Annotated in this window: 22 protein-coding genes; 13 read left to right on the top strand and 9 right to left on the bottom strand. The window is 75.6% G+C overall.

The genetic code is table 11. From position 1 onward, the window contains the following. Window positions 1-99: 99 nt before the first annotated feature. The 4 genes from ACI78Q_RS10505 to sigE all read right to left on the bottom strand — a co-directional run bounded on the left by ACI78Q_RS10505 (window position 100) and on the right by sigE (window position 3,378). The gene (locus ACI78Q_RS10505) at window positions 100-495 is read right to left on the bottom strand and encodes a twin-arginine translocase TatA/TatE family subunit (RefSeq protein ID WP_456923289.1); all 396 of its coding nucleotides are present in this window, start codon (window positions 493-495) and stop codon (window positions 100-102) included. Between the two features lie 107 nt (window positions 496-602). After that, window positions 603-2,042, bottom strand: coding sequence for a S1C family serine protease (locus tag ACI78Q_RS10500; protein ID WP_456923288.1), 1,440 nt, complete (start codon window positions 2,040-2,042; stop codon window positions 603-605). Window positions 2,043-2,209: 167 nt separating this feature from the next. Next, window positions 2,210-2,782, bottom strand: a complete 573-nt coding sequence (locus ACI78Q_RS10495) for an anti-sigma factor family protein (RefSeq protein WP_456923286.1) — start codon at window positions 2,780-2,782, stop codon at window positions 2,210-2,212. Next, a complete protein-coding gene (gene sigE / locus ACI78Q_RS10490; protein ID WP_456923285.1) occupies window positions 2,779-3,378 on the bottom strand; it encodes an RNA polymerase sigma factor SigE in 600 nt (199 codons plus the stop codon). The genes ACI78Q_RS10495 and sigE overlap by 4 nt, the downstream gene beginning before the upstream one ends. 189 nt (window positions 3,379-3,567) lie before the next feature. Between sigE and ACI78Q_RS10485 the strand changes: the two genes are divergently transcribed. Then, the gene (locus ACI78Q_RS10485) at window positions 3,568-4,215 is read left to right on the top strand and encodes an O-methyltransferase (RefSeq protein ID WP_456923284.1); all 648 of its coding nucleotides are present in this window, start codon (window positions 3,568-3,570) and stop codon (window positions 4,213-4,215) included. A gap of 22 nt (window positions 4,216-4,237) precedes the next feature. Here ACI78Q_RS10485 and argG read toward each other — a convergent pair whose 3' ends face one another. Both argG and glgC read right to left on the bottom strand, forming a co-directional pair. Next, the gene (gene argG / locus ACI78Q_RS10480) at window positions 4,238-5,686 is read right to left on the bottom strand and encodes an argininosuccinate synthase (RefSeq protein WP_456923283.1); all 1,449 of its coding nucleotides are present in this window, start codon (window positions 5,684-5,686) and stop codon (window positions 4,238-4,240) included. A gap of 53 nt (window positions 5,687-5,739) precedes the next feature. Next, window positions 5,740-6,960, bottom strand: coding sequence for a glucose-1-phosphate adenylyltransferase (glgC, locus tag ACI78Q_RS10475; protein WP_456923282.1), 1,221 nt, complete (start codon window positions 6,958-6,960; stop codon window positions 5,740-5,742). A 368-nt stretch (window positions 6,961-7,328) separates the two neighbouring features. On the opposite strand from glgC, the gene glgA reads away from it, so the two are divergent. The 12 genes from glgA to lepB all read left to right on the top strand — a co-directional run bounded on the left by glgA (window position 7,329) and on the right by lepB (window position 19,838). Beyond that, complete coding sequence (gene glgA, locus ACI78Q_RS10470) at window positions 7,329-8,513, top strand: glycogen synthase (protein WP_456923281.1); 1,185 nt, start codon at window positions 7,329-7,331, stop codon at window positions 8,511-8,513. A gap of 357 nt (window positions 8,514-8,870) precedes the next feature. Further along, complete coding sequence (locus tag ACI78Q_RS10465) at window positions 8,871-9,674, top strand: ABC transporter substrate-binding protein (RefSeq protein WP_456923280.1); 804 nt, start codon at window positions 8,871-8,873, stop codon at window positions 9,672-9,674. A gap of 9 nt (window positions 9,675-9,683) precedes the next feature. Then, a complete protein-coding gene (locus tag ACI78Q_RS10460; RefSeq protein ID WP_456923279.1) occupies window positions 9,684-10,772 on the top strand; it encodes a FecCD family ABC transporter permease in 1,089 nt (362 codons plus the stop codon). Continuing rightward, complete coding sequence (locus tag ACI78Q_RS10455) at window positions 10,769-11,578, top strand: ABC transporter ATP-binding protein (protein WP_456923278.1); 810 nt, start codon at window positions 10,769-10,771, stop codon at window positions 11,576-11,578. The genes ACI78Q_RS10460 and ACI78Q_RS10455 overlap by 4 nt, the downstream gene beginning before the upstream one ends. Before the next feature lie 79 nt (window positions 11,579-11,657). Next, on the top strand, window positions 11,658-12,773 hold the full coding sequence (locus ACI78Q_RS10450; RefSeq protein WP_456923277.1) for a hypothetical protein: 1,116 nt from the start codon (window positions 11,658-11,660) through the stop codon (window positions 12,771-12,773). Between the two features lie 7 nt (window positions 12,774-12,780). Next, complete coding sequence (locus ACI78Q_RS10445; RefSeq protein ID WP_456923276.1) at window positions 12,781-13,524, top strand: ANTAR domain-containing protein; 744 nt, start codon at window positions 12,781-12,783, stop codon at window positions 13,522-13,524. Window positions 13,525-13,713: 189 nt separating this feature from the next. Continuing rightward, complete coding sequence (locus ACI78Q_RS10440) at window positions 13,714-14,139, top strand: response regulator (RefSeq protein WP_456923275.1); 426 nt, start codon at window positions 13,714-13,716, stop codon at window positions 14,137-14,139. 187 nt (window positions 14,140-14,326) lie between these two features. Further along, window positions 14,327-15,013 carry a response regulator transcription factor gene (locus ACI78Q_RS10435; RefSeq protein WP_456923274.1) on the top strand — a complete coding sequence of 229 codons (687 nt, stop codon included), beginning with the start codon at window positions 14,327-14,329 and terminating at the stop codon, window positions 15,011-15,013. 58 nt (window positions 15,014-15,071) lie between these two features. Beyond that, window positions 15,072-16,340, top strand: coding sequence for a sensor histidine kinase (locus ACI78Q_RS10430; RefSeq protein ID WP_456923273.1), 1,269 nt, complete (start codon window positions 15,072-15,074; stop codon window positions 16,338-16,340). 140 nt (window positions 16,341-16,480) lie between these two features. Beyond that, window positions 16,481-18,433, top strand: a complete 1,953-nt coding sequence (locus ACI78Q_RS10425; protein WP_456923272.1) for a multicopper oxidase family protein — start codon at window positions 16,481-16,483, stop codon at window positions 18,431-18,433. Continuing rightward, window positions 18,430-19,086, top strand: coding sequence for a hypothetical protein (locus ACI78Q_RS10420; protein ID WP_456923271.1), 657 nt, complete (start codon window positions 18,430-18,432; stop codon window positions 19,084-19,086). Before ACI78Q_RS10425 ends, ACI78Q_RS10420 begins: the two co-directional genes overlap by 4 nt. A gap of 110 nt (window positions 19,087-19,196) precedes the next feature. Continuing rightward, window positions 19,197-19,838: a signal peptidase I gene (lepB, locus tag ACI78Q_RS10415; RefSeq protein WP_456923270.1), complete on the top strand. Its 642-nt coding sequence runs from the start codon at window positions 19,197-19,199 to the stop codon at window positions 19,836-19,838. A 103-nt stretch (window positions 19,839-19,941) separates the two neighbouring features. On the opposite strand, the gene ACI78Q_RS10410 is transcribed toward lepB, so the two are convergent. Genes ACI78Q_RS10410 through ACI78Q_RS10400 form a run of 3 tightly spaced genes read right to left on the bottom strand, consistent with a single transcriptional unit; the run spans window position 19,942 to window position 24,946 of the window. Then, window positions 19,942-21,480: a hypothetical protein gene (locus ACI78Q_RS10410; RefSeq protein WP_456923269.1), complete on the bottom strand. Its 1,539-nt coding sequence runs from the start codon at window positions 21,478-21,480 to the stop codon at window positions 19,942-19,944. After that, window positions 21,477-23,009 carry an SCO6880 family protein gene (locus ACI78Q_RS10405; RefSeq protein ID WP_456923268.1) on the bottom strand — a complete coding sequence of 511 codons (1,533 nt, stop codon included), beginning with the start codon at window positions 23,007-23,009 and terminating at the stop codon, window positions 21,477-21,479. Before ACI78Q_RS10405 ends, ACI78Q_RS10410 begins: the two co-directional genes overlap by 4 nt. Next, window positions 23,006-24,946 carry a hypothetical protein gene (locus ACI78Q_RS10400; RefSeq protein WP_456923267.1) on the bottom strand — a complete coding sequence of 647 codons (1,941 nt, stop codon included), beginning with the start codon at window positions 24,944-24,946 and terminating at the stop codon, window positions 23,006-23,008. Before ACI78Q_RS10400 ends, ACI78Q_RS10405 begins: the two co-directional genes overlap by 4 nt. Window positions 24,947-24,995 lie beyond the last annotated feature (49 nt).

The raw sequence follows: 24,995 nt of genomic DNA, 5'->3' as shown, positions 1-24,995 counted from the left end.
CCGGAGGGTCTCCCGACCGGGACACGGGCAGCGGCTCAGCTCAGCAGGGGGACGGCACCTGGCCGCGGTGTCGGCCGGTAGGCCGACGATGTCATCGCCTCAGGTCGCGTCGGGGTCGAACGGGGGCGGCGTGGCCGCGTCGCGGGACCGGACGGCGTTCCGGCCGGCCACGGTGGCGCCGGCCCCGGCCCGGGCGAGCCCGGCCGAACCGGTCGCGCTGCCGCGGCGCACCGACGGCGCGTCGTCGTCGGCGAGCAGCTGGTTCCGGATGAACGTCTTCGGGTGGTACTGGCGCAGGTCGAGGTCGCGGAGCTTGGCGAGGTCGTCGCCCAGCGACTCGTCCACCTGGGCGCGGACGCCGGTGATCGCCTCGCGCACCTTCTTCAGGCCGGTCGCGGCGTCCTTGGCCAGGTGCGGCAGCCGCTCGGGGCCGAAGATGAACAGCGCCGCGAGCGCGAGGACGATGATCTCGCCCCAGCCGATCGAGTCGAACACGAAACCGCTCCCGTCGTCCCGCGGGCGCCCCTGCCGCCCACGGCTGTCCAGCCTAGGCGCGTCGGAGCGCCGGGTCAGTGCCCCGATCCGGGGGGGTGGCCGGGGTCTCAGGCCTCGTCGAGGGTGACGTCGACGGTCGTCGACGAGCCCCCGCGGACCAGCTCGATGCGGACGGTCTCCCCCGGCTCGTGCGCGTCGACGGCGACGACGAGCTCCTCGGAGCTGCCCACCGGGTCCTCGCCCACCGCGATGATGACGTCCTGCTCCCGGATGCCGGCCTCGGCCGCGCCGCTGCCGGGCTCGACGTTGACCACCAGCGCGCCGTCCCGGGTGCCGTCGGTGACCGAGCGGGCGTTGACCCCGAGCGCGGCGTGCACCGCCCGGCCGGTGCTGATCAGCTGTTCGGCGATGTCCCGGGCGGAGTCGATCGGGATCGCGAAGCCCAGGCCCACGCTGCCCCCGCCGAGGGAGGCGATGGCGGTGTTGATGCCTATGACCTCGCCCGAGCCGTTGACCAGCGCGCCGCCGGAGTTGCCCGGGTTGATGGGCGCATCGGTCTGCACCGCGCTGATGACGGCGTTGGTGTCGCTGCCCTCCCCCGACAGCCGGACCGGGCGGTCCAGCGCGCTGACGATGCCGGTGGTCACCGTGCTCGCCAGGCCCAGCGGGGAGCCGATCGCGACGACGGGGTCACCGACGACGACGTCGGAGGAGTCGCCGAGGGCCGCGGTGAGCAGGCCGGGCTTCTCCACCTTGAGGACGGCGACGTCGCTGGCCGGGTCGCGGCCGACGATCCGGGCCGCCGAGCCGCTGCCGTCGGAGAAGACCGCGCGGATCTCGGCACCCTCGACGCCGTCGGCGCCGGAGATGACGTGGTTGTTGGTGATGATGTAGCCGTTCTCGCCGTCGACGACCACGCCGGAGCCGGTGGCGCCGGCCTCCCCGAGGCGGACCTCGACGGAGACCACCGCGGGCGTGACCCGCTCGGCGATGTCGGAGACCGAGCCCGGCTCGCGGGCGACCCCCTCGCTGGTCTCGTTGAGCTGGGTGCCGGGGGCGAGCAGCGGGGTCTCGCTGGCGGTGCGGGTCAGCAGGTAGCCGGCGCCGCCGCCGATCGCGCCGACGAGCAGCACGGCGAGGACGACGAGAACCGACAGGCGGATCGACAGGTCGCGCAGCCGCAGCTTCCGGCGGCCCTTCCCGTCGACGACGACCGGGCCGGGCTGGTCCTCCGGCTCCTCGAAGACCGCCGGGCCGGTGAGGGCGGCGGGCGCGTGGGGGTCCCGCCAGGGGTCGGAGCGGGCGTCGGGCTTCCACCACGGACCGGTCGCGGTCCGGCGGCGTTCCGGCCGGCCGCCGGGCGGCTCCTGCAGGCCGCGCCGGACCGGTCCGGGCGGCGCGAAGGCCCGCAGCACCGCCTCCGGCGGCGGAGGCGGCAGCGGGCGCGGCGGCGGGGCGGGGCGGTCACCGGCGAAACTGCCGTCGACGGCGGTGGGCCGCCCGAACGCGGCCTGCTGGGCGGGGCTCGGTGCGGGCGGGGGAGGCACGGCGGGGCGGGGGTCACCCGGTGGGGGGTCGAAGCCCCCGACACCGGCCCGGGGCCGCGCGAAGACCTCGTCGGGCGCCGGCGCCGTGTCGGCGGGCCGCGACTCCTCGGGGGTCTCCGGGTTCTCGGGCAGTGGGACCTCCCCGGTCGCGGCGTCGGGACGGGTGTTCAGGGCGTTCCGCCCGGGCGGACGGCTGCGGTGTCAGCCGTCATGGTGCGGACCACCGGCGGCGCGATCTGGGTGCGCTGCTCCGGCGGGGAACCGGCGACCGACGAGGGCACCCGGCGATCGCCGTGCGGACCGTCGACCGGGAGCCCGAGGGCGAGCACCGTGACGCCCAGCCCGAGGCCGGCGAGCGCTCCGGCGACCCCGCGCCGCAGCCAGCGGGCCTGACCGGGCCGCGCGGGAGGCGGCGTCGGCGGGGCCAGCGGCACCGACCAGGAGCCGGCGGGGCCGGACACGGTGAGCTGCTCGGGCCCGGCGCTCAGCCCGCCGCCGGTGCCGGGGACGTCGGCGGTGAAGGGGATGGCGCGCAGGCGCGAGAGCAGGTCGCCGGGCACCGCGACCTCGGCACAGGTGTGCAGCGCGTCCTTGGCCTCCCGCTGGGCCTGCACGGCCATCCGGCACTGGGCACAGCCGGTCAGGTGCCGGGCCGCGCGGCCGGCGGGGCCGCCGGCCAGCTCGCCGTCCACCAGGGCGGCGATCGCCTCCTGGGCCAGGTGGCTCTCGGGGATGTTCACCCCGCGCTCCCCTCCGCGGCCACCGGGCGGCGCGGGGCCAGGTGCGCCAGGGCCTCGCGCAGCTGGACACGGCCGCGGTGGATGCGGCTGCGGACCGTGCCGAGCTTGATGCCGAGGGTGGCCGCGATCTCCTCGTAGGTCAGGCCCTCGATGTCACACAGGACGACGGCGACGCGGAATTCCGGTGAGAGCGCGTCCAGCGCCGCCTGCACCTGCGGGTCGAGGTGGGTGTCGGAGTAGACCTGCTCGGGGCTGGGCGCGGTACCGGGCAGGCGCTCGGTGTCCTCGGGCAGGGCGTCGAAGCGGATCCGCTGCCGGCGCCGCACCATGTCGAGGAACAGGTTCGTGGTGATCCGGTGCAGCCAGCCCTCGAAGGTGCCGGGCGAGAAGTCGGCCAGCGAGCGGAACACCCGGACGAACGTCTCCTGGGTGAGGTCCTCGGCGTCCTGCGGGTTGCCCGACAGCCGGTAGGCCAGCCGGTAGACGCGCGCGGAGTGGTCGCGGACGACCTGCTCCCAGGTGGGGGCGACCCACGCCTCGGCGCCGGGCGCGTCGGGCACGGCGGCCGGCTGCGCGGGGACAGGGGCATCGGACACGGGTCCAGGATCGCAGACGGAGGCCGCTCCCTGCCCTCCCACGTCGGCGGGTCGGGCGGGGGCGGCTCGCTTGGGGCGCACGTCGTGATCAACGGGCGGTGCGCCACCCGGTGTTCCCGTTCACAGCAAGCTCACAGCCCCGCCGGTCGCGGACGGTCACCGGGAGTGGGCCACTACCCTCGGCCGGTGATGAGCAGCGGACCGAGGCCGGGCAGGGACGGCGCCGCCTACGCCGACCGGTTCGCGACCGAGACCCCCGCCCTGGTCGCGGCCCGGGCGCGTGCGGCCCGTCTCGGCGGCCCCGCGCCGCTCGAGCCGGCCGTCGGCGCCTCGCTGGCCGTCCTCGCCGCGACCGGGGGTGCCCGCGCGGTCGTCTCGATCGGCAGCGGCGCCGGGGTGGTCGGGCTGTGGCTGCTGGAGGGCATGCGCCCCGACGGCGTCCTCACCGCCCTGGACGGCGACCCGGAGCAGTTGCGCGCGGCCCGGCTGGCCTTCGTCGAGGCCGGCCACCCGGCCGGCCGCACGCGCATGATCTTCGGGACCCCGGCCGAGGTGCTCCCGCGGCTGTCGCCGGGCGCCTACGACATGGTCGTCTGCGCCGGGCCCCCCACCGAGTACGCCCGGCACCTGGACGCCCTGCTCGACCTGGTGCGGGTGGGCGGCACGCTGACCTGCCACGGGCTGCTGGAGGGCGACCGCATCGCCGACCGCACCGCCCGCGACGAGCAGACCGTCACCTGGCGGGAACTGGCCCGCACCGTGCGCGAGCACGAGGCCCTGACCTCGGCCGTCCTCCCCATCGGGGCAGGCCTGCTGGTGGCGACCCGGCGCCGCTGAGGTCGCGACGCCGGGCCGGCCGTCAGTCGGTGCCGGACTCCATCGCGGCGCGGTCGAGCAGCTCGTCCTCCTCGGAGACCGCCCCGCGCGAGGCGATCGCCTGGGCGCCGCCCGCGGCCATCGCACCGATCAGCCCGGTCGAGGCCGCCTGCGCGGCACCGACGGCCGCCGGGGTCACGCCGCCGACCATGCCGATCGCTGCGTACTGTTCGAGCTTGGCGCGGGAGTCGGCGATGTCGAGGTTGCGCATGGTCAGCTGGCCGATGCGGTCCACCGGGCCGAACGCGGAGTCCTCGGTCCGCTCCATGGAGAGCTTGTCCGGGTGGTAGCTGAACGCCGGTCCGGAGGTGTCGAGGATCGAGTAGTCCTCGCCCCGCCGCAGGCGCAGGGTCACCTCGCCGGTGACCGCCATGCCGACCCAGCGCTGCAGCGACTCCCGCAGCATCAGCGACTGCGGGTCCAGCCAGCGGCCCTCGTACATCAGCCGGCCGAGGCGCCGGCCCTCGCTGTGGTAGGTGGCGAGGGTGTCCTCGTTGTGGATGGCGTTGACCAGCCGCTCGTAGACGATGTGCAGCAGCGCCATGCCGGGCGCCTCGTAGATGCCGCGGCTCTTGGCCTCGATGATGCGGTTCTCGATCTGGTCGGACATGCCCAGGCCGTGCCGGCCGCCGATGGCGTTGGCCTCCAGCACCAGGTCGACGGCGGAGGCGTACTCCTTGCCGTTGATGCTGACCGGGCGGCCCTGGACGAACCCGATCGTGACGTCCTCGTGGGGGATCTCGACGGCGGGGTCCCAGAACCGCACGCCCATGATCGGCTCGACGATCTCGACCCCGGCGTCCAGGTGCTCCAGCGACTTGGCCTCGTGGGTGGCGCCCCAGATGTTGGCGTCGGTGGAGTAGGCCTTCTCCGTGCTGTCCCGGTAGGGCAGGTCGTGGGCCAGCAGCCACTCGGACATCTCCTTGCGGCCGCCGAGCTCGGTGACGAAGTCGGCGTCCAGCCACGGCTTGTAGATCCGCAGCGAGGGGTTGGCCAGCAGGCCGTAGCGGTAGAACCGCTCGATGTCGTTGCCCTTGTAGGTCGAGCCGTCGCCCCAGATCTGGACGTCGTCCTCGAGCATGGCGCGCACCAGCAGGGTGCCGGTGACCGCCCGGCCGAGCGGGGTGGTGTTGAAGTAGCTGCGCCCCCCGGAGCGGATGTGGAACGCCCCGCAGGTCAGGGCCGCCAGCCCCTCCTCGACGAGGGCGGCGCGGCAGTCGACCAGGCGGGCGATCTCCCCGCCGTACGCGGCGGCGCGACCGGGCACCGAGGCGATGTCCGGCTCGTCGTACTGGCCGATGTCGGCGGTGTACGTGCACGGCACCGCGCCCTTGTCACGCATCCACGCGACCGCCACCGAGGTGTCGAGTCCGCCGGAGAAGGCGATGCCGACGCGCTCGCCGACCGGGAGGGAGGTGAGGACCTTGGACACGGGAAGAAGTATGCACGCCGATGCATGATCATGCACAGGCGGGGGTGGAGCGCTCAGACCAACGCGCGGGCGCCCTTCCCCAGGACGGTGACCCCGCCGGCGCTCACGTGGTAGCGCTGGCGGTCGGTGTCGAGGTCGACCCCGATGCGCGCCCACGGCGGGACGACGACGTTCTTGTCGAGGATGGCCCGCCGGACGTAGGCCCCCTCACCGACGAAGACGCCGTCCATGAGCACGCTGTCCTCGACCCGCGCGCCGCGCTCGACGCGCACACCCGGTGAGACCACCGAGTTGTGCACCGAGCCGCCGCCGATGATCGCGCCGGCGCTGACCATCGACTCCTCCGCGCGGCCGCCGAGGACGAACTTCGCCGGGGGCAGCTGCGGCGGCAGGGTGAGGATCGGCCAGCGGTCGTTGTACAGGTTGAAGATCGGCGTGACCGACACGAGGTCCATGTGCGCGTCGAAGTACGAGTCGATCGTCCCGACGTCCCGCCAGTAGCCGTGGTCGCGCTCGCTGGCGCCCGGGACGATGTTGGTGGAGAAGTCGTAGACCCACGCGTCGCCGGCCTCGGCCAGCATCGGCATGATCGACCCGCCCATGTCGTGGGCGGAGCTCTCGTCCTCGGCGTCGGCCCGCAGCGCCTCGAGCAGGGCCTCGGTGGTGAACACGTAGTTGCCCATGGAGGCGAAGCTCTCCTCCGGGGAGTCGGGCAGCCCCGGCGGGTCGGCGGGCTTCTCCAAGAAGCCGCGCACCTTCCCCTCGGCGTCGGCGTCGATCACGCCGAACTCGGTGGCCTCCACCCGCGGCACCCGCAGGCCGGCGATGGTGACCCCCGCGCCGGTCTGCACGTGCTGGTCGATCATCTGCGCCGGGTCCATGCGGTAGACGTGGTCGGCGCCGAAGACCATGACGATGTCGGGCCGGGCGTCGTAGATGAGGTTCAGGCTCTGGAAGATCGCGTCGGCGCTGCCGGTGTACCAGCGCGGCCCGAGCCGCTGTTGCGCGGGCACGGGGGTGATGAAGTTGCCCAGCATCTGCGACAGCCGCCACGTCGTGGTGATGTGCCGGTCGAGGCTGTGGCTCTTGTACTGGGTGAGGACGGCGATCTGCCGCACCTCCGCGTTGACCAGGTTGGACAGCACGAAGTCGATGAGCCGGTAGTTGCCGCCGAACGGCACTGCCGGTTTCGCCCGATCCGCGGTGAGCGGGGCCAGCCGCTTGCCCTCACCGCCGGCCAGGACGATGCCGAGAACCCGAGGACCGCCACGCATGTGACGCAACGTAGCCGGTGGACGGGGCTGCCGCCGCACCGCGGTGCACGGTGGTCACCCATGGGGTGAGATGCCTACCTCGTGCCGTACGGGGCGGCCCCTGCAGGGCCCCGCCGCGAGCGTGCGAGCGGCGGGGAGCAGCGGGGTCACCCCTCGGCTCCTGGCCCCCTGCAGGGCCCCGCCGCGAGCGTGCGAGGGGCGGGGAGCAGCGGGGTCACCCCTCGGCTCCTGGCCCCCTGCAGGGCCCCGCCGCGAGCGTGCGAGCGGGCGGGGGCAGCGGGGTCACCCCTCGGCTCCTGGCCCCCTGCAGGGCCCCGCCGTGAGCATGCGAGGGGCGGGGAGCAGGGGGTCCTTCTAGGGTGAGGCGCGTGCGCATCGGTGTGGTGACCCGTGAGTGGCCGCCGGACGTCTACGGCGGCGCGGGGGTGCACGTCGAGCACCTCGCGGCGGCCCTGCGGACGCTCCCGGCCGGCCCCCAGCTCGACGTCCACTGCTTCGGCGAGCCGCGGGCCGACGCGACCGGGCACGCCGTCCCCGCCGGGCTGGCCGGCGCCAACGGCGCGCTGCAGGCCCTGGGGGTCGACGTGGAGATCGCCGGGGCGCTGGCCGACGTGGACCTGGTGCACAGCCACACCTGGTACGCCAACGCCGCGGGCCTGTTCGCCTCGCTGGTGCACGGCGTGCCGCACGTGGTCACCGCGCACTCCCTCGAGCCGCGGCGGCCGTGGAAGGCCGACCAGCTCGGCGGCGGCTACCGGCTGTCCTCGTGGGTGGAGCGCACCGCCTACCTCGCCGCGGACGCCGTCATCGCGGTCAGCGGCGGGATGAAGGCCGACGTGCTCGCCGTCTACCCCGAGCTCGACCCCGACCGGGTGCACGTGGTCGGCAACGGCGTGGACGCCGAGGCCTACCGGCCGGTGCACGACCCCGACGCGGTGCGCGCCCTCGGCGTGGACCCGGACCGGCCGTACGCACTGTTCGTCGGTCGGATCACCCGGCAGAAGGGCGTCATGCACCTGCTGGCCGCCGCCGAGCAGCTGCCGCCCGAGGCGGGGCTGGTGCTCTGTGCCGGGGCCGCCGACACCCCCGCGGAGCGACAGCAGGTGGCCGACGCCGTCGCCGAGCTGCAGGCGCGGCGGGACGGCGTGGTGTGGATCGAGGCGATGCTGCCCCGCGAGCAGCTGGTCCCCCTGATCACCGGCGCCACCGTGTTCGTCGTCCCCTCGGTGTACGAGCCGCTGGGCATCGTGAACCTGGAGGCCGCCGCCTGCGGCACCGCCGTCGTGGCCAGCGCCGTGGGCGGGATCCCCGAGGTCGTCGCCGACGGCCGCACCGGGCTGCTGGTGCCCTACGACCCGGACGACACCGCAGCCTTCGAGTCGGGCCTGGCGGCGCGGATCGCCGAGCTGCTCGCCGACCCGGACCGGGCCGCGCGCATGGGAGCGGCCGGCCGGGAGCGGGTGCTGGCCGAGTTCGGCTGGCCGGCGATCGCCCAGCAGACCGTGCAGGTCTACTCTGCCGTCCTGGACGGGCGGGCGCAGCGGCAGGGCTGACCCGCGGCGCTGGGGTACCGTCGCTGCGCCGGCCCGTGCCGGCGGCGCACGTGCAGCGAAGTCCGGTGCGACCCCGGCGCTGTCCCGCAACTGTGATGGCCGTTCCCGGCCGAGCCAGATCGCCTGCCGCGCGTCGTGTACCGACCCGCGCGGCAAGGGTCGCGCACCGGGCGCCCGGCGCTCGTGGGCGGCGCGCGCCGCATCGCAGAGAGACCTCCGTTGCCCCGTACCGCTCCGCGCCGGCGCCCCCCGGCCACGCTCCTGCTCCCCCTCCTCCTCGCACTGTCGGCGTGCGCCGGCGACGACCCCGCCGCGGGGGACGCCGCCGCCTCCCCCACCGCAGCCGGGGACTTCCCCGTGACCGTGACCGGGGACGCCGGCGAGCTCACCCTCGACCAGCGCCCGGAGAACATCGTCTCGATGTCGGCCTCGGCCACCGAGATGCTCTTCGCGATCGGCGCCGGCGAGCAGGTGGAGGCGGTGGACAGCACGTCGGACTTCCCGGCCGAGGCGCCGACCACCGACCTGACGTCCTTCACGCCCAGCGCCGAGGCGATCGCCGCGTACTCCCCCGACCTCGTCGTCCTCAGCGACGACCTCAACGGCATCGTCGACGCGCTCGACGCGCTGGCGGTGCCGACCCTCCTGCTCGGCGCCCCCGCCACCCTCGAGGAGAGCTACGAGCAGGTGCAGACCCTCGGCGCGGCCACCGGCCACCCCGACGAGGCCGCCGACGTCGTGGCCGACGTCCAGGACCGGATCGCCGCCGCCGTCGACTCCGTCCCGGCCGGCGTGGAGGGCATGCGCGTCTACCACGAGCTCGACCCGAGCTTCTACTCCGCGACCAGCGAGACCTTCATCGGCAGCGTCTACCGCGCGTTCGGTCTGGAGAACATCGCCGACGGGGCAGCCGACACCGCGGGCGGCTACCCGCAGCTGTCGGCGGAGTACGTCGTCGGCCAGGCGCCGGGCCTCGTGGTGCTCGCCGACACCGTCTGCTGCGGGCAGACCGCCGCCGCCCTCGCCGAGCGGCCCGCCTTCGACACCGTGCCCGCCGTGCAGGAGGGCCGCGTGCTCGAGGCCGGGGACGACGTCGCCTCCCGGTGGGGACCGCGGGTGGCCGACTTCGCCGAGTCGCTGGCCGGCGTCCTGCAGGGCTGAGCGGAGCCCATGACGGCCACCGCGGGCGGCACCCGCAGCCCCGCCGCAGCCCGGCCGGCACGCACCCGGCGCCGGGCGGCGCTGGTGCCGTGGGCGGCCGGGCTGGCGCTGGTGCTGTCGATGCTGGCCGGGGTCTGGGTCGGCGCGCTGCCGCTGCCGCCCGGCGCGGTCGTCGCCACCCTCGCCGACCGGGCGCTGGCGCCCCTGGGCGTCGACGTGGGCGGCGGCCTGGAGGGGACGGGGGCGGCGGTGCTGCTGCAGCTGCGGCTGCCGCGCGTGGTGCTCGCCGCCCTCGTCGGCGCCGGGCTGGCCGTCGCGGGCGCGGCCTACCAGGGGGTCTTCCGCAACCCGCTGGCCGACCCCTACCTGCTCGGGGCGGCCGCCGGGGCCGGGCTCGGCGCCACCCTCGTCATCGCCTACGCGCCGGGCACCTCGCTCGGACCGGTCGGCGTCGTCCCCCTCGCGGCGTTCGCCGGTGCCCTGCTCGGGGTGGGCGCCGCCCTGGCCCTCGGCACCGCGGCCGGCGGCTCGCACGGTCCGACCCTGCTGCTGGCCGGCGTCGCCGTCGCCTCGTTCCTCGCCGCGGCCCAGACGCTGGTCCAGCAGCAGAACACCGACGACCTGCGCGAGGTGTACGGCTGGCTGCTCGGGCAGCTGGGGCGGGCCCAGTGGTCCGACGTCGTCCTCGTGCTCCCCTACCTCGGCCTCGCCTGCCTGGTGCTCCTGCTGTGCGGGCGCGCCCTGGACGTGCTGGCCGTCGGGGACGACGAGGCGCGCTCCCTGGGTGTGCACCCGGGCCGGATGCGGCTGCTGGTCATCGTCGCGGCGTCCCTGGCCACCGCGTCGGCGGTCGCGGTCAGCGGGCTGATCGGTTTCGTCGGGCTCGTGGTCCCGCACATCGCCCGCCGGCTGGTCGGTGGCTCCAACGCCCGCGTGCTGCCCGCGGCGCTGCTGACCGGGGGCGCCTTCCTCGTGGTCGCCGACCTGGTGGCCCGGGTGGTGCTCGCGCCGGCCGAGCTGCCGATCGGCGTGGTCACCGCCTTCGTCGGCGCCCCCTTCTTCGCCGCCCTGCTGTGGCTGGGGGCGAGGCGGCGGTGAGCACCCCGGTTCCCGGCGGGGCCCGCGTGGAGGTCGTCGGGCTGAGCGCCGCGTTCGGCCGCACGCCGGTGCTCGAGGACGTCCGGCTGGCCGTGGCGCCCGGCGGGTGGACGGCGGTCATCGGCCCCAACGGGGCGGGCAAGTCCACCCTGCTGCGGTCGGTGCTCGGGTTCCACCCGCACACCGGCCTGGTCCGCGTCGACGGCGTCCCGACCACGGGCATGCCGCGGCGGGAGCGCGCCCGCCAACTGGCCTACGCGCCGCAGCGGCCCGTCGTCCCGGAGGGGGTGAGCACCGCCGACTACGTGGCGCTGGGCCGCACCCCGCACCGGTCGCTGCTGGCCGCGCCCCGTCCGGGCGACCGCCGGGTGGTGGCCGAGGTGATGGCGCGCCTGGGCCTCTCGGGGCTGGCCGACCGGCCGGTGTCCACGCTCTCCGGGGGCGAGCAGCAGCGCGCCGTCCTCGCCCGGGCCCTGGCCCAGCAGCCGCGGGTGCTGCTGCTCGACGAGCCCACGGCGGCACTGGACCTCGGCCACGCGCAGCAGGTGCTCGACCTCGTCGACCGGCTGCGCCGACAGGACGGCCTCACCGTGCTCAGCACCCTGCACGACCTCAGCCTGGCCGGGCAGTACGCCGACCGGCTGGCGCTGCTGTCGGCCGGCCGGGTGGTGGCCGAGGGGCCGCCGGCCGACGTCCTGACCACCGAGGCGCTGGCCGGCCACTACGGGGCCCGCGCCGAGGTGGTCGCGGGCCCGCACGGCCCCGCCGTCCTGCCGCTGCGCGCGCCCGACGGCGCCCGGGGATGATCGTCGGCCGGACCGCTGCGCGGAACCGGCCCCGGGCGGCGGGCCGGCCGGGCGGTCGCGACCCTCGAGGAGGAACCGCGTGTCGCAGGCTGCCGCGCCGGTGCTGCAGGTCGGCCTGCTCGCCGCCCCCGGTGCACCGGCCGAGCTGGCCGGCTGGCTGGCCGGCGAGCTCGCCACCGAGCTGACGGCGGCGCACCCCGAGGTCCGCTGGGAGCTGCGGGCCGTCGAGGACGGGCTGGTGCAGCCCCCGGCCGACGACGACGAGATCGTCGCCGCCACCCGCCGCCGGCTGCTCGCCGAGGACTGGGACCTCGCCCTCGCCCTCACCGACGTCCCCCTGGAGGTGGGCCGCCGCCCGGTGGTCGGGCACGCCAGCCCGGTGCACGGCGTCGCCCTGCTGTCCCTGCCTGCGCTCGGGGCGGTCGGCCGGCGGCGGCGCGCGCTGCAGGCCGCCGCCGGGCTGGTGCGCACCCTGCTGGGCACGGGGGACGGCGACGAGGACGACCGCGCCGCGATGGGACGACGGCTGCGGGAGCTGGCCACCGATCCGGCCGACGCCACCGCCGGGGTGGCCTTCACCGCGCGGGTCCTGTCGGGCAACCTGCGGCTGCTGCTCGGCATGGTGCGGGCCAACCGGCCGTGGCGGCTGGCGGTGCAGCTGTCGCGGGCCCTGACCGCGGCGATCGCGGCCGGCGTCTTCGCCCTCATCACCGCCGACATCTGGCGGCTGGCCGACGCCTTCGGCTGGCCCCGGCTGACGGTGGTCGCCGTCGGCTCGGTGGTCGCCGTCGTCGTCACGCTGGTCGTCGGCGCGCAGCTGTGGGAGCGGCCGCGGCACCGGCGGGAGCGCAAGCAGGTGCTGCTGTTCAACGTCGCCACCACCGCGACCGTGGTGCTCGGGGTGCTCACCCTCTACGCCGTGCTCTACGTGCTGGCCCTGGCGGGGGCGCTGCTGCTCGTGGTCGGCCCGCTGTTCGCCGAGGGGCTGGGCCACCCGGTCCACTTCTCGGACTACCTGGAGCTGGCCTGGCTGACCTGCTCGCTGGCCACCGTCGGTGGCGCGCTCGGTGCGGGGCTGGAGTCCGACGAGGCCGTGCGGGAGGCCGCGTACACCTACCGTACGGGGTCGCCGCTCGAGGAAGCCGAACCGGCCGGATCCGTTTCGCCAGGTGCCGTCGCCGTCGATGGCGCATGATCTGCCCGTGTCGATCGCCGAGCGCTTCTCCGCCGCGCTGGGCCGCGTCTCCGACGACGACCTCGCCGGGCCGGAGCTGCTCCCTGTCCGGCTGGCCTGCGCCTGCGCCCGGATGCTGGGCGTGGACGGCGCCGGACTGAGCGTCCTGGACGCCGCCGGCCGCCGGCTCCCGCTCGGGGCCAGCTCGGAGGAGGCGGCCCTCGCCGAGCGGCTGCAGTTCACCGCCGGCAGCGGCCCGTGCCACACCGCGCAGGAGCACCGGGAGCCGGTCTTCGCCGCCTTCGCCGACCTGCACCGCCGCTGGCCGACCTTCGCCGAGCTCCTCGCGGAGCGCACGCCGTTCCGCGCCGTGGTCGCCCTGCCCCTCGGCGAGACCCTCGCCGGGCCGGGCGCCGTGGACCTGTTCTTCGTCGACGAGACGACGGTGACCGGCCTCGACGTGTTCGAGGCCGTGGCCGTGGGCGACCTCGTCACCTCCGCGCTGGAGGAGGCGACGGTGTGGTCGCCGTGGTCGGAGGAGGGCGGGCCGTCCTGGCTGCACGGCCCGGCCGCCCGGCGCCGGGCGGTGGTGTGGCAGGCGATCGGCCTCCTCGGCATGGACCTGGACACCGGGAGCGCGGTGGCGCTGGACCTGCTCCGCGCCGCGGCCTGGTCGGAGGGGCGGTCGGTCGACGACCTGGCCGCCGACGTGGTGGCCGGCCGGCTCCACCCGGCCACCCTGCGCCCGGGGGCCGTCGACCCGCCGTCCTGAGTGTCGGGCTCCGCCCGGTCCGGTCACTCCCCCGCGATTGGGGGTCGGCAACCCCCGCCGTTCGGCCCTCGCCGCTCAGCGGAGACGGGGCGACACTGTCCGTACACGGATGCAGTGCCCGTGCGACTGACCGCACCGGGACACGGGTACGGTCCCCGCTCGGCGCAGGGACGAATGGGGAGGTGGCGCGTGATCAAGGTGTTGCTGGCCGACGACCACGCGTTCGTCCGTGACTCGCTGACCGAGCTCCTGTCGGCCAGCGGTGACGTCAGCGTCGTCGCCCAGTGCGAGGACGGCGAGCAGGTGCTCGACGCCGCCCGGCGCACCCAGCCCGACGTCGTCCTGCTCGACCTCGCCATGCCGCGGGTGACGGGGCTCGAGGCCGCCCGCGAGCTGCTCGCGGCGAACCCCGACACGCGGGTCGTGGTGCTCACCGGCTCCCTCACCCCTGCGCTGGTGGCCGAGGCCCAGGAGATCGGCGTCGTGGGGTACCTGCTGAAGGACGACGACCCCGGCGCGCTGCCCGCACACGTCCGCGCCGTGGCCGCCGGCGGGACCGCCTGGAGCGACGCTGCGGCGTCGGCCGCCCCCCGAAAGAGTGACCAGGGGCTGTGAGCGCAGCAACTGAACGGCAGAGTCTCGTGCACGGTGAGTATCGACCCGCTCATGGCGTGTGCGGGCCTCCGGGGACTTAGGTCCTGACCTGGGCACAACCCCTGGCCAGAACCCCCCGGCTCCGGTGCTATGTGCGGGCCTCCCCCGCACAGCGGGTGGGAGACTGGCACGACAACGGGGGTACACCATGACGCTCGCACAGCTCGACCGGCGGACCGGCATCGACCAGATCAGGGTCCTGGTCGTCGACGACCACCGCACGTTCGCCGAGCTGCTGTCCGGGGCGTTGGCCTCCGCCGGCATGCAGGCGGTCGGGACGGCGCACTCCGCCGCCCAGGCCGTGGCGATGGCCCAGGACCTCCAGCCCGACGTCGTGGTCATGGACATCGAGATGCCCCGCCAGGACGGTCTGGCCGCGACCCGCCGCGTCCGCGAGGTCGCCCCGCGCGCCGTCGTCGCCGTGGTCACCGCCCACCGCGACCCCGACTGGGTGGTCCGCGCGGCCCAGGCCGGCGCCTCGGCGTTCATCCCGAAGGACGGCTCGCTGGCGGAGATGATCGACGTGCTCTCCCGGGTGCAGGCCGGGCAGATGCTGGTCGCGCCCTCCACCTTCGCCGGCGGTCCGACGTGCGCCCCCTCGGCCTCCCCCGACCGCGTGGCCCCGCCCCAGCTGACCCGCCGCGAGCAGGAGGTGCTCGACTGCCTCGGGCGCGGCATGCAGGTGAAGGCGATCGCCCGGGTCCTCGGCATCACGCTGGAGACCTGCCGCGGCTACGTGAAGTCGCTGCACGCGAAGCTCGGTGTCCGTTCCCAGCTGGAGGCAGTCGTCAAGGCGCAGCAGTTGGGGCTCCTCGGCTCGATGAATGAGCACTGAGGCTCCCCCCTCCGCTCCCCCTCGCACGTCCGGCCAGGTGCGCCGCCGCGGTACGGGCGTGCGGCGTGAGCTGGCCGCCTTCTGCGCCACGGCACTGCTGGCCCTGCTGGTCGTCTCGGCGGGCACCGTCTGGCTGAGTGAGCGCATCGCCCGCACCAACGCGCTGGCCGAGGCCGAGCGTGGCGCCGAACGGCTCGGCAGCCTGCTGGTGGCGCCGGTCCTGACCGACGCGCTCGCGGGTGTGCCCGGCCGGTGGTCGGAGCTGGACCGCGACGTCCGGAACCGGATGAGCGACGGTTCGGTCACCAAGATGGTCGTCTGGCGCGCCGACGGCGAGATCCTCTACGCCAGCGACCCCACGCTGATCGGCAGGGACATCGAGCCCTCCGGCGAGCTGCGCGCGGCCCTCGACGGCGAGACCGTCTCCGACGTCGACGAGTCCCCGGAGACCGGCGGCGAGGGTGCGCTGCTCGAGGTCTACACCCCCCTGCAGGTGCCCGGTGAGCACCTGGCCTTCGAGGCGTACTTCGCCTACGAGGGCATCGACCGGCAGGCCGCCCTGCTGCGCGGGGAGATCATCCCGATGGCGATCGGAGCACTGGTCCTCCTGCAGGTGGTGCAGATCCCCATCGCCGTCTCCCTGGCCCGGCGGGTGCGCCGCCAGCAGGCCGAGCGCGCCGCCCTCATGCAGCGCTCGGTCGAGGCCTCGGACCGCGAGCGCCGGGCGATCGCCGCCGACGTGCACGACGGGCCGGTGCAGGACCTCGCAGGCGTCAGCTACGCCCTCTCCGCGCTGCGCAGCAGCCTGCCCGAGGACCGGCAGCCGACGGTCGACAAGCTGGTGGGCGCCGTCCGGCACGCCGTCCAGTCGCTGCGCCGGCTGATGGTCGACATCTACCCGCCCGACCTCAGCGGCTCCGGGCTGGGCGCGGCGATCTCCGACGCCGCCGAGCCGCTGCGCGCGGAGGGCGTCACGGTCCTGATGGACGCCGCCCCGCTGCCCGACCTGACGTCCGACGCGGCGGCGGTGCTCTACCGCACCGCGAAGGAGGCCCTGGCCAACGTGGCGCACCACGCGGGTGCCACGCACGCCTGGATCACGCTCGAGGAGACCCAGCTCGCCGGGTCGCCGTCCGTGCGGCTGGAGATCGCCGACGACGGGGTCGGCTTCCCCGCCGGCGGCACCGACCGGCGGCACGAGGGCCACCTCGGCCTGTCCCTGCTGCGCGACCGCGTCGTCGACCTGGGCGGCACGGTGGTCCTCGGCGAGCGGGACGGCGGGGGCGCCGTCCTGACCGCAGTGGTACCGGCAAGTCACGATCAGTGACGCAATTGACCCCCTGACCTGCACGAACCCCCCATTTGCGGGTACCCCCGCTCCCCTTCCGACGGCTGTGACGGACGGGCCCAGAACGAGAGAGTTCCACTACCGCAAACCGAGATCGCGGCAGTGAGGAGCTCTAACCGATGGACCTGCCCAGCCTGAACCGCCGTGACGTCCTCAAGGTGTCCCTGGCCGGCACCGCTGTCATGGCACTGCCCTTCCAGGCGGTCCTGTCGGCGAGCAGTGCCTCCGACCTCGACGAGGCGGCGCTGCCGAAGCCGTACGCCGCCGCCTTCCGCGCCCCGCGGGTCGCCACGCCGGTCGCGACCGACGACGTCCCGGGCAACGACTACGGCACCCGGCCCGACAACGGCGCCCCCATCCCGGGTGGCGAGTACAGCGGCACGGACTACTACCGCATCGAGCAGAAGCCCACGACGGTCGAGCTCATCAAGGGCGTCAAGACCACGATGTGGGGCTACAACGGCGAGGTCCCCGGCCCGACCATCCGCACCTACGTGAAGAACGGCAAGCCGCGCCGGGTGGTCATGCAGCAGATCAACCGGCTGCCGGCCGTGCACCCGACGATGAACTACGTCCCGTGGACCTCCACCCACCTGCACGGCTCGCCGTCCAAGCCGCAGTTCGACGGGTACGCCGGCGACCTGACCCAGCCCGGTGAGTGGAAGAACTACGAGTACCCGAACAACTGCACCCCGCGGACGGCCTGGTACCACGACCACGGCGTGCACCACACCGCCCAGAACGTCTACATGGGCCTGGCCGCGCAGTACCACATCGTCGACGAGGACCTCGAGATCTCCCTGGGCATCCCGCGGTACCGGCGGGACCTGGCCGCCGGCGCTCCCCAGTACGAGTTCCCGCTGATCATCGGCGACGTCATGTTCGCCAGCAACGGCCAGCTGATGTTCGACGACGACGGGGAGTCCGGCCTCTACGGCGATGTCATCCTCGTCAACGGGGTGCCGTGGCCGAACATGAAGGTCGAGCCGCGCAAGTACCGCTTCCGCGTGCTCAACGGCTCCCTGGCCCGCGGCTACAAGCTGCGGCTGAGCAACGGCAGGCCGTTCACGGTCATCGCGACCGACGGCGGCTTCATGCACGAGCCGCAGACGGTCACCACGCTCACCATCGGCATGGCCGAGCGCTACGAGATCATCATCGACTTCGCCAGCATGAAGGGCACGAAGGTCCAGCTACTCAACAGCGGCGTCAAGAACGCCCGGGACTTCGACCACACCGGCAAGGTCATGCAGTTCGAGGTCGGCCAGACCGTCAGCAGCCAGGACGGCAACGGCCCGCTCAACCTCGCCGCCTTCGCCGGCCTCAAGCACACGGCGATGAAGCTGACCACCGGCGAGTCCGTCGCCACCCGGCGCATGCGGCTGGAGCGCACCAACGGCCTGTGGGTGATCAACGACAAGACCTGGGACGACGTCGTCCGCTCCAAGTACGAGGACGTCTTCGCCCAGGTGGCGCCCAACTCGGTGGAGATCTGGGAGATCGAGAACTCCTCAGGCGGCTGGTTCCACCCCCTGCACGTGCACCTGGTCGACTTCCAGGTGCTCGACCGCAACGGGCTTCCGCCCCGCCCGGAGGAGCGCGGCCCCAAGGACGTCGTCTACGTCGGCGAGAACGAGGTCATCCGCGTGCTGATGAAGTTCGAGCACGAGGAGGGGCGGTACATGATCCACTGCCACAACCTCTCGCACGAGGACCACGACATGATGCTCCAGTACCAGGTGGGGCACCACGACATCGACTGCGACTCGATCAACACCTGCCCTCCGAAGGGTGGCGAGCCGCCGGTGCTCACGCCGCGGACCCTGCCGGCCGAGCCCGAGGAGCCGGGTGAGGGCAGCGAGCTGCCGGACGACGAGGTGCCGGAGACCCCGGCGCCGACGACGTCCCCGTCCGCGCCGGCCACGACGACCGCACCGTCCACGACGTCGGCGCCGTCCACGACGACCGCACCGACCCGGCGCGGGACGACCACCACGGCACCGACGACCACCACGGCCCCGGCTCCCACGACGTCGGCCGCGCCGACCACGCCCACACGGCGCACGCGGTGACCGCCGTCCACGCCGCCCCGGCGGTGACCGGCGAGGCGACCTCGTCCGGCCGGGTCTCGCGGTGGCAGCTCGTGGCGGCGGCCGGACTGGCCGCCGCCGGCGGGCTGCACGTGGCCGCCGCGGTGGACCACCTGCAGTCCGGTGAGCTGGCCGTCGGGTTCTTCCTGCTCACCGCCCTGGCTCAGGTCGGCCTGGCCGCCTGGATCGCGCTGAGCGCCTGGTCGGGGCGGCGGACCAGCCCGGAGCTGGCCGCCTTCGCCGTCCTGGGCACGGTGGGCCTGCTGGTCCTCTACGTGGTGGCCCACACGACCAACCTGCTCGACGCCTTCGCGGTCCCCCACGCGTCCAGCGGGGGCCACGCGCACGACGTCCCCGGGCGGGAGATCCTGGCGGTCGACCCGATCACCGGCGTCGACTTCACCGACGGCATGCCCACCGCCATCGACGGGCCGGTGGCCATGGACGGCACGACGGACTCGGCCACGGGGCACGGGCCCGAGGCGATGGGCACCGCGACGGTCGCCGTCGAACTGCTGGCCCTCAGCGCGCTCACGGCTCTCCTCCCGCGCACCTGGCGGGGGCTGGCCACGAACGGGCTGCTGGCCCTCGGCGGCCTCGCCTGGGTCCTCTGGTTCACCGGCGTCCTCGGGTGAGGAACGCCCCTCAGACGACCGCCGCGGTCACTGGTGACCCCCGCACCAGTGACCGCGGCGGTGGGCGGCACCGGGCGCCACGCCCGGGTACCGCCGCCCGGTCGGCCGCCGTGGTCACTGGAGACCCCCGCTCCGGTGACCACGGCGGTGCCGTCCCCGACGCGGACGACGGCCCCCGATCGGCCGCCGCGGCTCCCGGTGACCTCCGCACCCGGAGCCGCGGCAGCGTGCTGCGGCGCCGGCTCAGCGGCCTGGCGACGTGGGGAGCGACCGGCCTGGCCATGCTGCTGGTCCTGTCACTGGCCGGCCTGCTGCCGCTGCAGCTCATGCGCGTGGACTCCACGAGCATGACGCCCACCACCGCATCTGGGGACCTCCTGGTGGTCCGTCACGGGCACGGCCCGGTCGAGCGCGGGGACGTCGTCGCCGTGCACCACCCGCTCGGGGACGGGCTGCTGGTCAAGCGGGCCGTCGCCCTCGGCGGGGACGAGGTCGGCATCGAGGACGGCGTCCTGGTCGTCAACGGGACGCCGGTGTGCGAGCCGGCGATCGACCCGGCCCTCATCGACGGCGTGTACTTCGGGCCGATCACCGTGCCGGAGGACTCGCTGTTCCTGCTCAGCGACCACCGCGACGGGTCGATCGACTCCCGTGCCTTCGGGCCGGTGCCCACCGACGACCTCGTCGGCTCCGTCGTGGGCCGCGCGTGGCCGCACCCGGGCGCGCTGCCCTCGCCGTCCGCCGGCTGCTGACGCCGCGCACCTCCTCCGTCGCACGCGCGAGACCGGCGTTCTCGTGGCCATCAGCTGTTGATGGCCACGAGAACGCCGGTCTCGTGGGGGGGGTGGTGCGCGCTCAGCCGCGGACGGGACCCTCGGTCGTCGGCGAGCCGGCGGGGAAGCCGAGGTCGTCGCCGGCCGAGCGGGACAGCTCGTGCCACAGCTTGTTGGTGTCGTTGAGCTCCCGCTCGACCTCGGTCAGCGCCACGTGCACCGGGATGCCGGGCCGGCCGCCCACCTTGACCAGGAAGTTGCCGCGGCCGGGCGGCTCGGCCTCGACGCCGGTGCCGGGGTTCCACGCGGGCGGGTCCTGCCAGCCGGCCAGGAGCTCCTGCTCGGCGGCGGTCAGCGCGACGGCGGAGGTGAGCATCGGCATCTCGGCCATGGGCAGGCCGCCGCAGATGACCATGCCGGAGCGCTCGACGAAGCCGCGGGCCTTCATCCGGTCCTCCTCGGTGGGGAGGGCCAGCAGGTCGCTCATGGTGTGGCTGACCATCGCCATGCCGACGCCACGCTGCCGGTTGAGCCGGGTGAGGGCGTCGACCCGGTCGACCATGCCGCGACCGGCCCGCAGCGCCCGCCACAGCTCGTCCAGCACGACGAAGTGGTGCCGGCGGGGCTCCAGACCGGCGTCGGCCAGGGCGTGCGCCACGCTGATCGCGCCGAACCCGGCCGACCAGCAGGCGAGCAGGACGGCGGCCTGCAGGTCGGTCTGGGCGTCGTCGATGCTCGACACGTCGAAGACCACCGGGCGGTCGCGGCGCATCGGCGTCGTCGTCGGCTCGGCGAAGATGCGGCCCAGCCGCCCGCCGCCGGTGAGGCCGACCAGGGTGGCCTCGAGGTCCTCGGTGACGTCGTCGTAGCGGCTGCGGTCCCCGCGGTCCAGGGCCGCGGCCCGGACGTCCTCGGGGGCGGCGCGCAGCACCGCGAGCAGGTGGTGGAGGGTCGGGGCGCCCAGCCGCGCGCTGTCGTGGGTGTCGTCGAGGACGCGCAGCGCCCGGTCGAGCACCGTCTCCTCGCGGTCGGTGGGCGGGGCGCCGCGCATCACGGTGACGAGGGCGGCGACGATCGCGTGCCGGCGTCCGTGCGCGTCGGCGAGCACCTGGCTGCGGGCGTCGCCGGTGAGCCGGGCGGCGGCGGCGACGGCCTCCCCGGGGTCGAGCACGTTGAGGTGCCCGCGGCCCCGGCCGAGCCGGATGACCTGGCCGCCGATGGCCTCCACGAGGTCCACGTAGTCGGGCTTGAGGTCGCCCAGCACCATCGGCAGGACGCCGTAGCCGGCCAGCCCGAGGGCCATCCGGCGGACGACGGTCGACTTGCCGAGGCCGGGCTTGCCGAGGACGAACGCCGAGGGGTTGCTGATCAGCCGGGCCCGCTGGAACCAGCTGATCGGGTCGCAGCACAGCGTGGCGCCGGTGAGCAGGTTGCGGCCCAGCGGCACCCCGGTCATCGGCGTCCCGGCGCCGGCGGCGAAGGGCCACAGCCCGCACGCCTGCACCGTGGTGGCGCGCCACTCGTCGGGGGCCTGCACGTAGGTCGCCGCGCCGCCGCCGCGGCCCGGCCAGCCGCGCGGCCCCGGTCCGGGCGAGGGCCGGCCGGCCCGCTTGCGGGTCACAGTGCCTCCCGGAACTCGCGGGGGACGGTCAGGTGCGCCGAGGGGACGATGCCCAGCGGCAGCGCGGCGGCGAAGGCCGAGTCCTGGGACCCGTACACCGGGCGCAGCTGGGTGCGGGCGCTCGCCGAGAGGTTGTCGATCGCGGCGCGGGCGGCGTCGAGGGCGGCCCGCGGGTCGTCGAGCAGGTCGGCGTCGGCCACGGTCGCCGTCACGAGCATCGCGAAGTCGACCAGCCCCGCGCCCCGGGCCTCCTCCTCCGCGGTGAGGGTGGCGGCGCGCTGGTCGGCCAGCACGCGGGCCGAGGGCCGGGACGAGGAGGACGCGCGGAAGTCGGCGGTGCGCCGGTCCTGCTCGACGAGGCGGGCGGCGCGGCCGGCGTCCAGCGGCCGGTACAGCAGGGTGACCCGCTTGCGGTCGACGTCCGGGTGGGGCGCGACGAGGTCGGCGAGCACCGAGGAGAACACCTCGCCGCGGGGCGCCTCGGTCATCTCCCAGGTCACCGACACCGCGCCGTCGTGCCGGTACCAGCCCCAGCCCGCCTGGGCGGCGGCCGGGCCGACGTCGGACCAGCGCAGCTCGGGTGCGCCCCCGGTGGCGTGCGCCTCGTCGAGGAGCCGCGCCGCGGAGGGGTCGTAGGCGATCCGGACCGCCTCGCACAGCTCCTGGGCGGTGGCCGGGCGGACCACGCCCGCGCCGGTGGCGGTGAGGCCCGCGGTGAGCCCGGGCAGCCGGGTGCCGATGTCGCGGGCGACGTCGGCGGTCTCCCGGCGGCGGGCACCGGAGCGCCCGGTCGTGGTGAAGGTGAGGGAGACGTAGGCGGTGACGGTCGCCGAGCCGGCCGGGTAGGTCTCCACGACCTCCCGCAGCATCGCGAGGGCCACCTCCGGGGCGCGCGGGTCCAGGGAGCCGCCCACCTCGCGGCGCAGCCGGGTGCCGGAATCCGGTGCGGTCTCGACGGTCACCGCCGCCGCGACCAGGCCCGGCTCGTTGCCGAGGGCGGCCAGCCAGGCGCCCCAGTGGGCCACCCAGGTGTCCACCTGCTCCTCGTCGACGAGGGAGGCGCCGTCGGGCTCGGTGACGAGCACGACGGTCGCGTGCCGCGTCGCCGGGACCGTGACCAGGGCGAAGGGCCGGCCGTGGGCGTCCTGCCACTCGGAGAGCCGGGACGCCGCGGCCAGCCCCGGCAGCTGGTGGCCGGTCTCCGGGGTGCGGCCCAGGGGTCCGGAGCGGTAGAGGTGGGTGCCGCTGCGCCGGGCGCGCGTCCAGGCGATCCGGGTGGACAGCCGCTGGATCCCCGACCGGTGGTGCCGGTCGCGGACCACCAGCAGGGCGAGCAGCCCGCCGAGGACGCCGCCGGCGGCCAGCGCCCACAGCAGGCCGGCGAACAGCTGGGTGGTGATGACCCCGAGCAGGCCGGCCAGCAGGAGCCCGGTGCCGAGGAGACCGAGGCCGCCGAGGCCCGGGGTGGTCGGCCGGCGCCAGTTGCCGTAGGTGCGGGGCGGGGCGGTGGGGGCGGGCGCGGCGGTCACGGGCGCGGGTCCTCAGCATCGGTGGTGGCGGTGGGCAGCGACCGCGTCTCGGCGGCGGCGCGGACGGCGTGGGGTGCCGGCGCGGCCGTGACGGCGTCGCGGGCGGGTCGGCTGGAGCCGAGCCGGTGGGCGCCGACGCGGGCGCCGCCGGAGTCGATCGTCGCGGCCGCCGTCCGGTGGCTGGCGCCCCGCGCGGAGGGCACCCGCAGGGCCGAGGCGGCGGTCGCGCCGGCGGCGCTCCCCGGCGCCACGGCCCGGGCGCCGGACGGCAGGCCGCCGGCCGCCGCCCGCACCCGGTTGCCGCCGGCGGTCACCGTGCGCACCGCCGGCTGGAGCACCCGCAGCAGCGCCGGGAGGGCGGCGATGGCCAGGGCCAGGAAGGTGGTGCCGGTCAGCGCCGCGATCAGCGGGGCGTCCTCGGGGGCGGGGGCGAGCATCAGGCCGGTGGCGTAGACCAGCGCCGCGGCCGGCTGGTAGAGCGCGAAGGCCAGCGTCCAGGTGAGCGTGCGGACGAAGACCATCCGCCCGGTGTCGGTGTTGGTCGCCGAGGCCGACAGCGGGAGCACCCCGGCGAGGACGACGAGGACGACCCCGCGGGCCACCAGCAGCACGATCTGGACGACGGCGCCGAGCAGCGCGGCCGTGCCGAGCAGGACGACGAGCACGGCGGACATGCCGTCGGTCTGTTGCAGCGCGAGCAGGTCGGTCAGGCCCGCCTCGACGTCGCCGGTGGCCTGCTGCAGCACCCAGACGGAGAACGCGTCGGCCGCGGTCACCAGCAGGGTGACGCCGGTGAGGCTCGCGCCGGCCACCAGCACCAGAGTGCCCAGGCCGCGGAGCAGCTCGGCCAGCGGCTGGGTCCGCCGCTGCCACACCATGCGTGCCGCGGCCACCAGCACCGCGACCACCGCCACCGCGCCGGAGTACCAGGCCAGCGACCCGGTCAGCAGGTCGGTGGCCTCCGACGGCACCGCGGCGCCGTCGGCACCGACGGTGCCGAGCCCCGGCGACGGCGGGTCCGCCCACAGGCGCGCGACGGCGGCCAGCGCGTCACCGGCCGCCTCGACGATCTCCTTCGCCAGGTCGCCCACGATGTCGCCGCCTCCACTCTCGTCGAACACACCCACGCCTGCGGCCGGGATGGCCGGGTCGAGGAACACGTCACCGAAGCCGGCCGAGGCCGTGTCCAGGTCGACGACGTCCGCCGACCCGCTGATCGAGTGCCCGGCTCCGAGGCTCGCCAGCCGGTCGAACTCCTCGCCGCCCGGCGCCGCGTCCACGACGAGGGCCGGGATGCGGTCGGTCTCCACCGCCACCTGGTCGGCCGTCGGGGCCAGCGGCACCACGCCGTCGTCCACCACGGCGGCCGGGAGCCGGTCCACCTCGACCGCGACCTGCTCCGGTGTCGGCGTGGCGGGGATCAGCACCTCGCCCGCCGGCGCGATCGGGTCCCCCGGCGTGGTGGGGGCCGGGGTCGTCGGCGTGGGCTCGGCCGGAGTGGTGGGCGCCGGAGTCGTCGGCGCCGGCGTGGTCGGCGCCGGTTCCGCCGGGGCGGTCGGCGCCGGGGTTGTCGGCGTGGGCTCGGCCGGGGCGGTCGGCGCCGGCGTCGTGGGCGCCGGTTCGGCCGGGGTGGTCGGCGCCGGGGTCGTCGGCGTGGGCTCGGCCGGGGTCGTCGGCGCGGGCGTCGTGGGCGCCGGGGTGGTCGGCTCGGCCGGGGTGGTGGGCGCCGGGGGCGTCGGGTCGGCCGGCGGCGGCGTCTCCGCCGGCGGGGTCGTCTCCGCCGGCGGGGTCGTCTGGGCCGGCGGCGTCGTCGTCTGGACCGGCGGCGTGGTCGGCGCCGGGGTCGTCGGGTCAGCGGTCGCGGCGGCCGGCGTGGGCGCGGCCGGCGCCGCGGCGCCCGGGTCCGTGGTCTCCGCGGGCGGGACCGGGCTGGTCACCTCGGCACCCCCGCGGCGCGGTCGTCCCTCACAGCTGTTCCCCCGTGTC

Source organism: Geodermatophilus sp. SYSU D00705, assembly GCF_054050135.1.
The sequence above is the reverse complement of the archived record's forward strand: the minus strand, read 5'-3'. Positions and strand labels throughout refer to the sequence as shown.

Coding starts and splice junctions, on each gene's coding strand:
- ACI78Q_RS10485 (WP_456923284.1), top strand. CDS start 3,568: ATGAGCAGCGGACCGAGGCCGGGCAGGGACGGCGCCGCCTACGCCGAC.
- glgC (WP_456923282.1), bottom strand. CDS start 6,960: ATGCGTGGCGGTCCTCGGGTTCTCGGCATCGTCCTGGCCGGCGGTGAG.
- ACI78Q_RS10460 (WP_456923279.1), top strand. CDS start 9,684: ATGACGGCCACCGCGGGCGGCACCCGCAGCCCCGCCGCAGCCCGGCCG.
- ACI78Q_RS10435 (WP_456923274.1), top strand. CDS start 14,327: ATGACGCTCGCACAGCTCGACCGGCGGACCGGCATCGACCAGATCAGG.
- ACI78Q_RS10425 (WP_456923272.1), top strand. CDS start 16,481: ATGGACCTGCCCAGCCTGAACCGCCGTGACGTCCTCAAGGTGTCCCTG.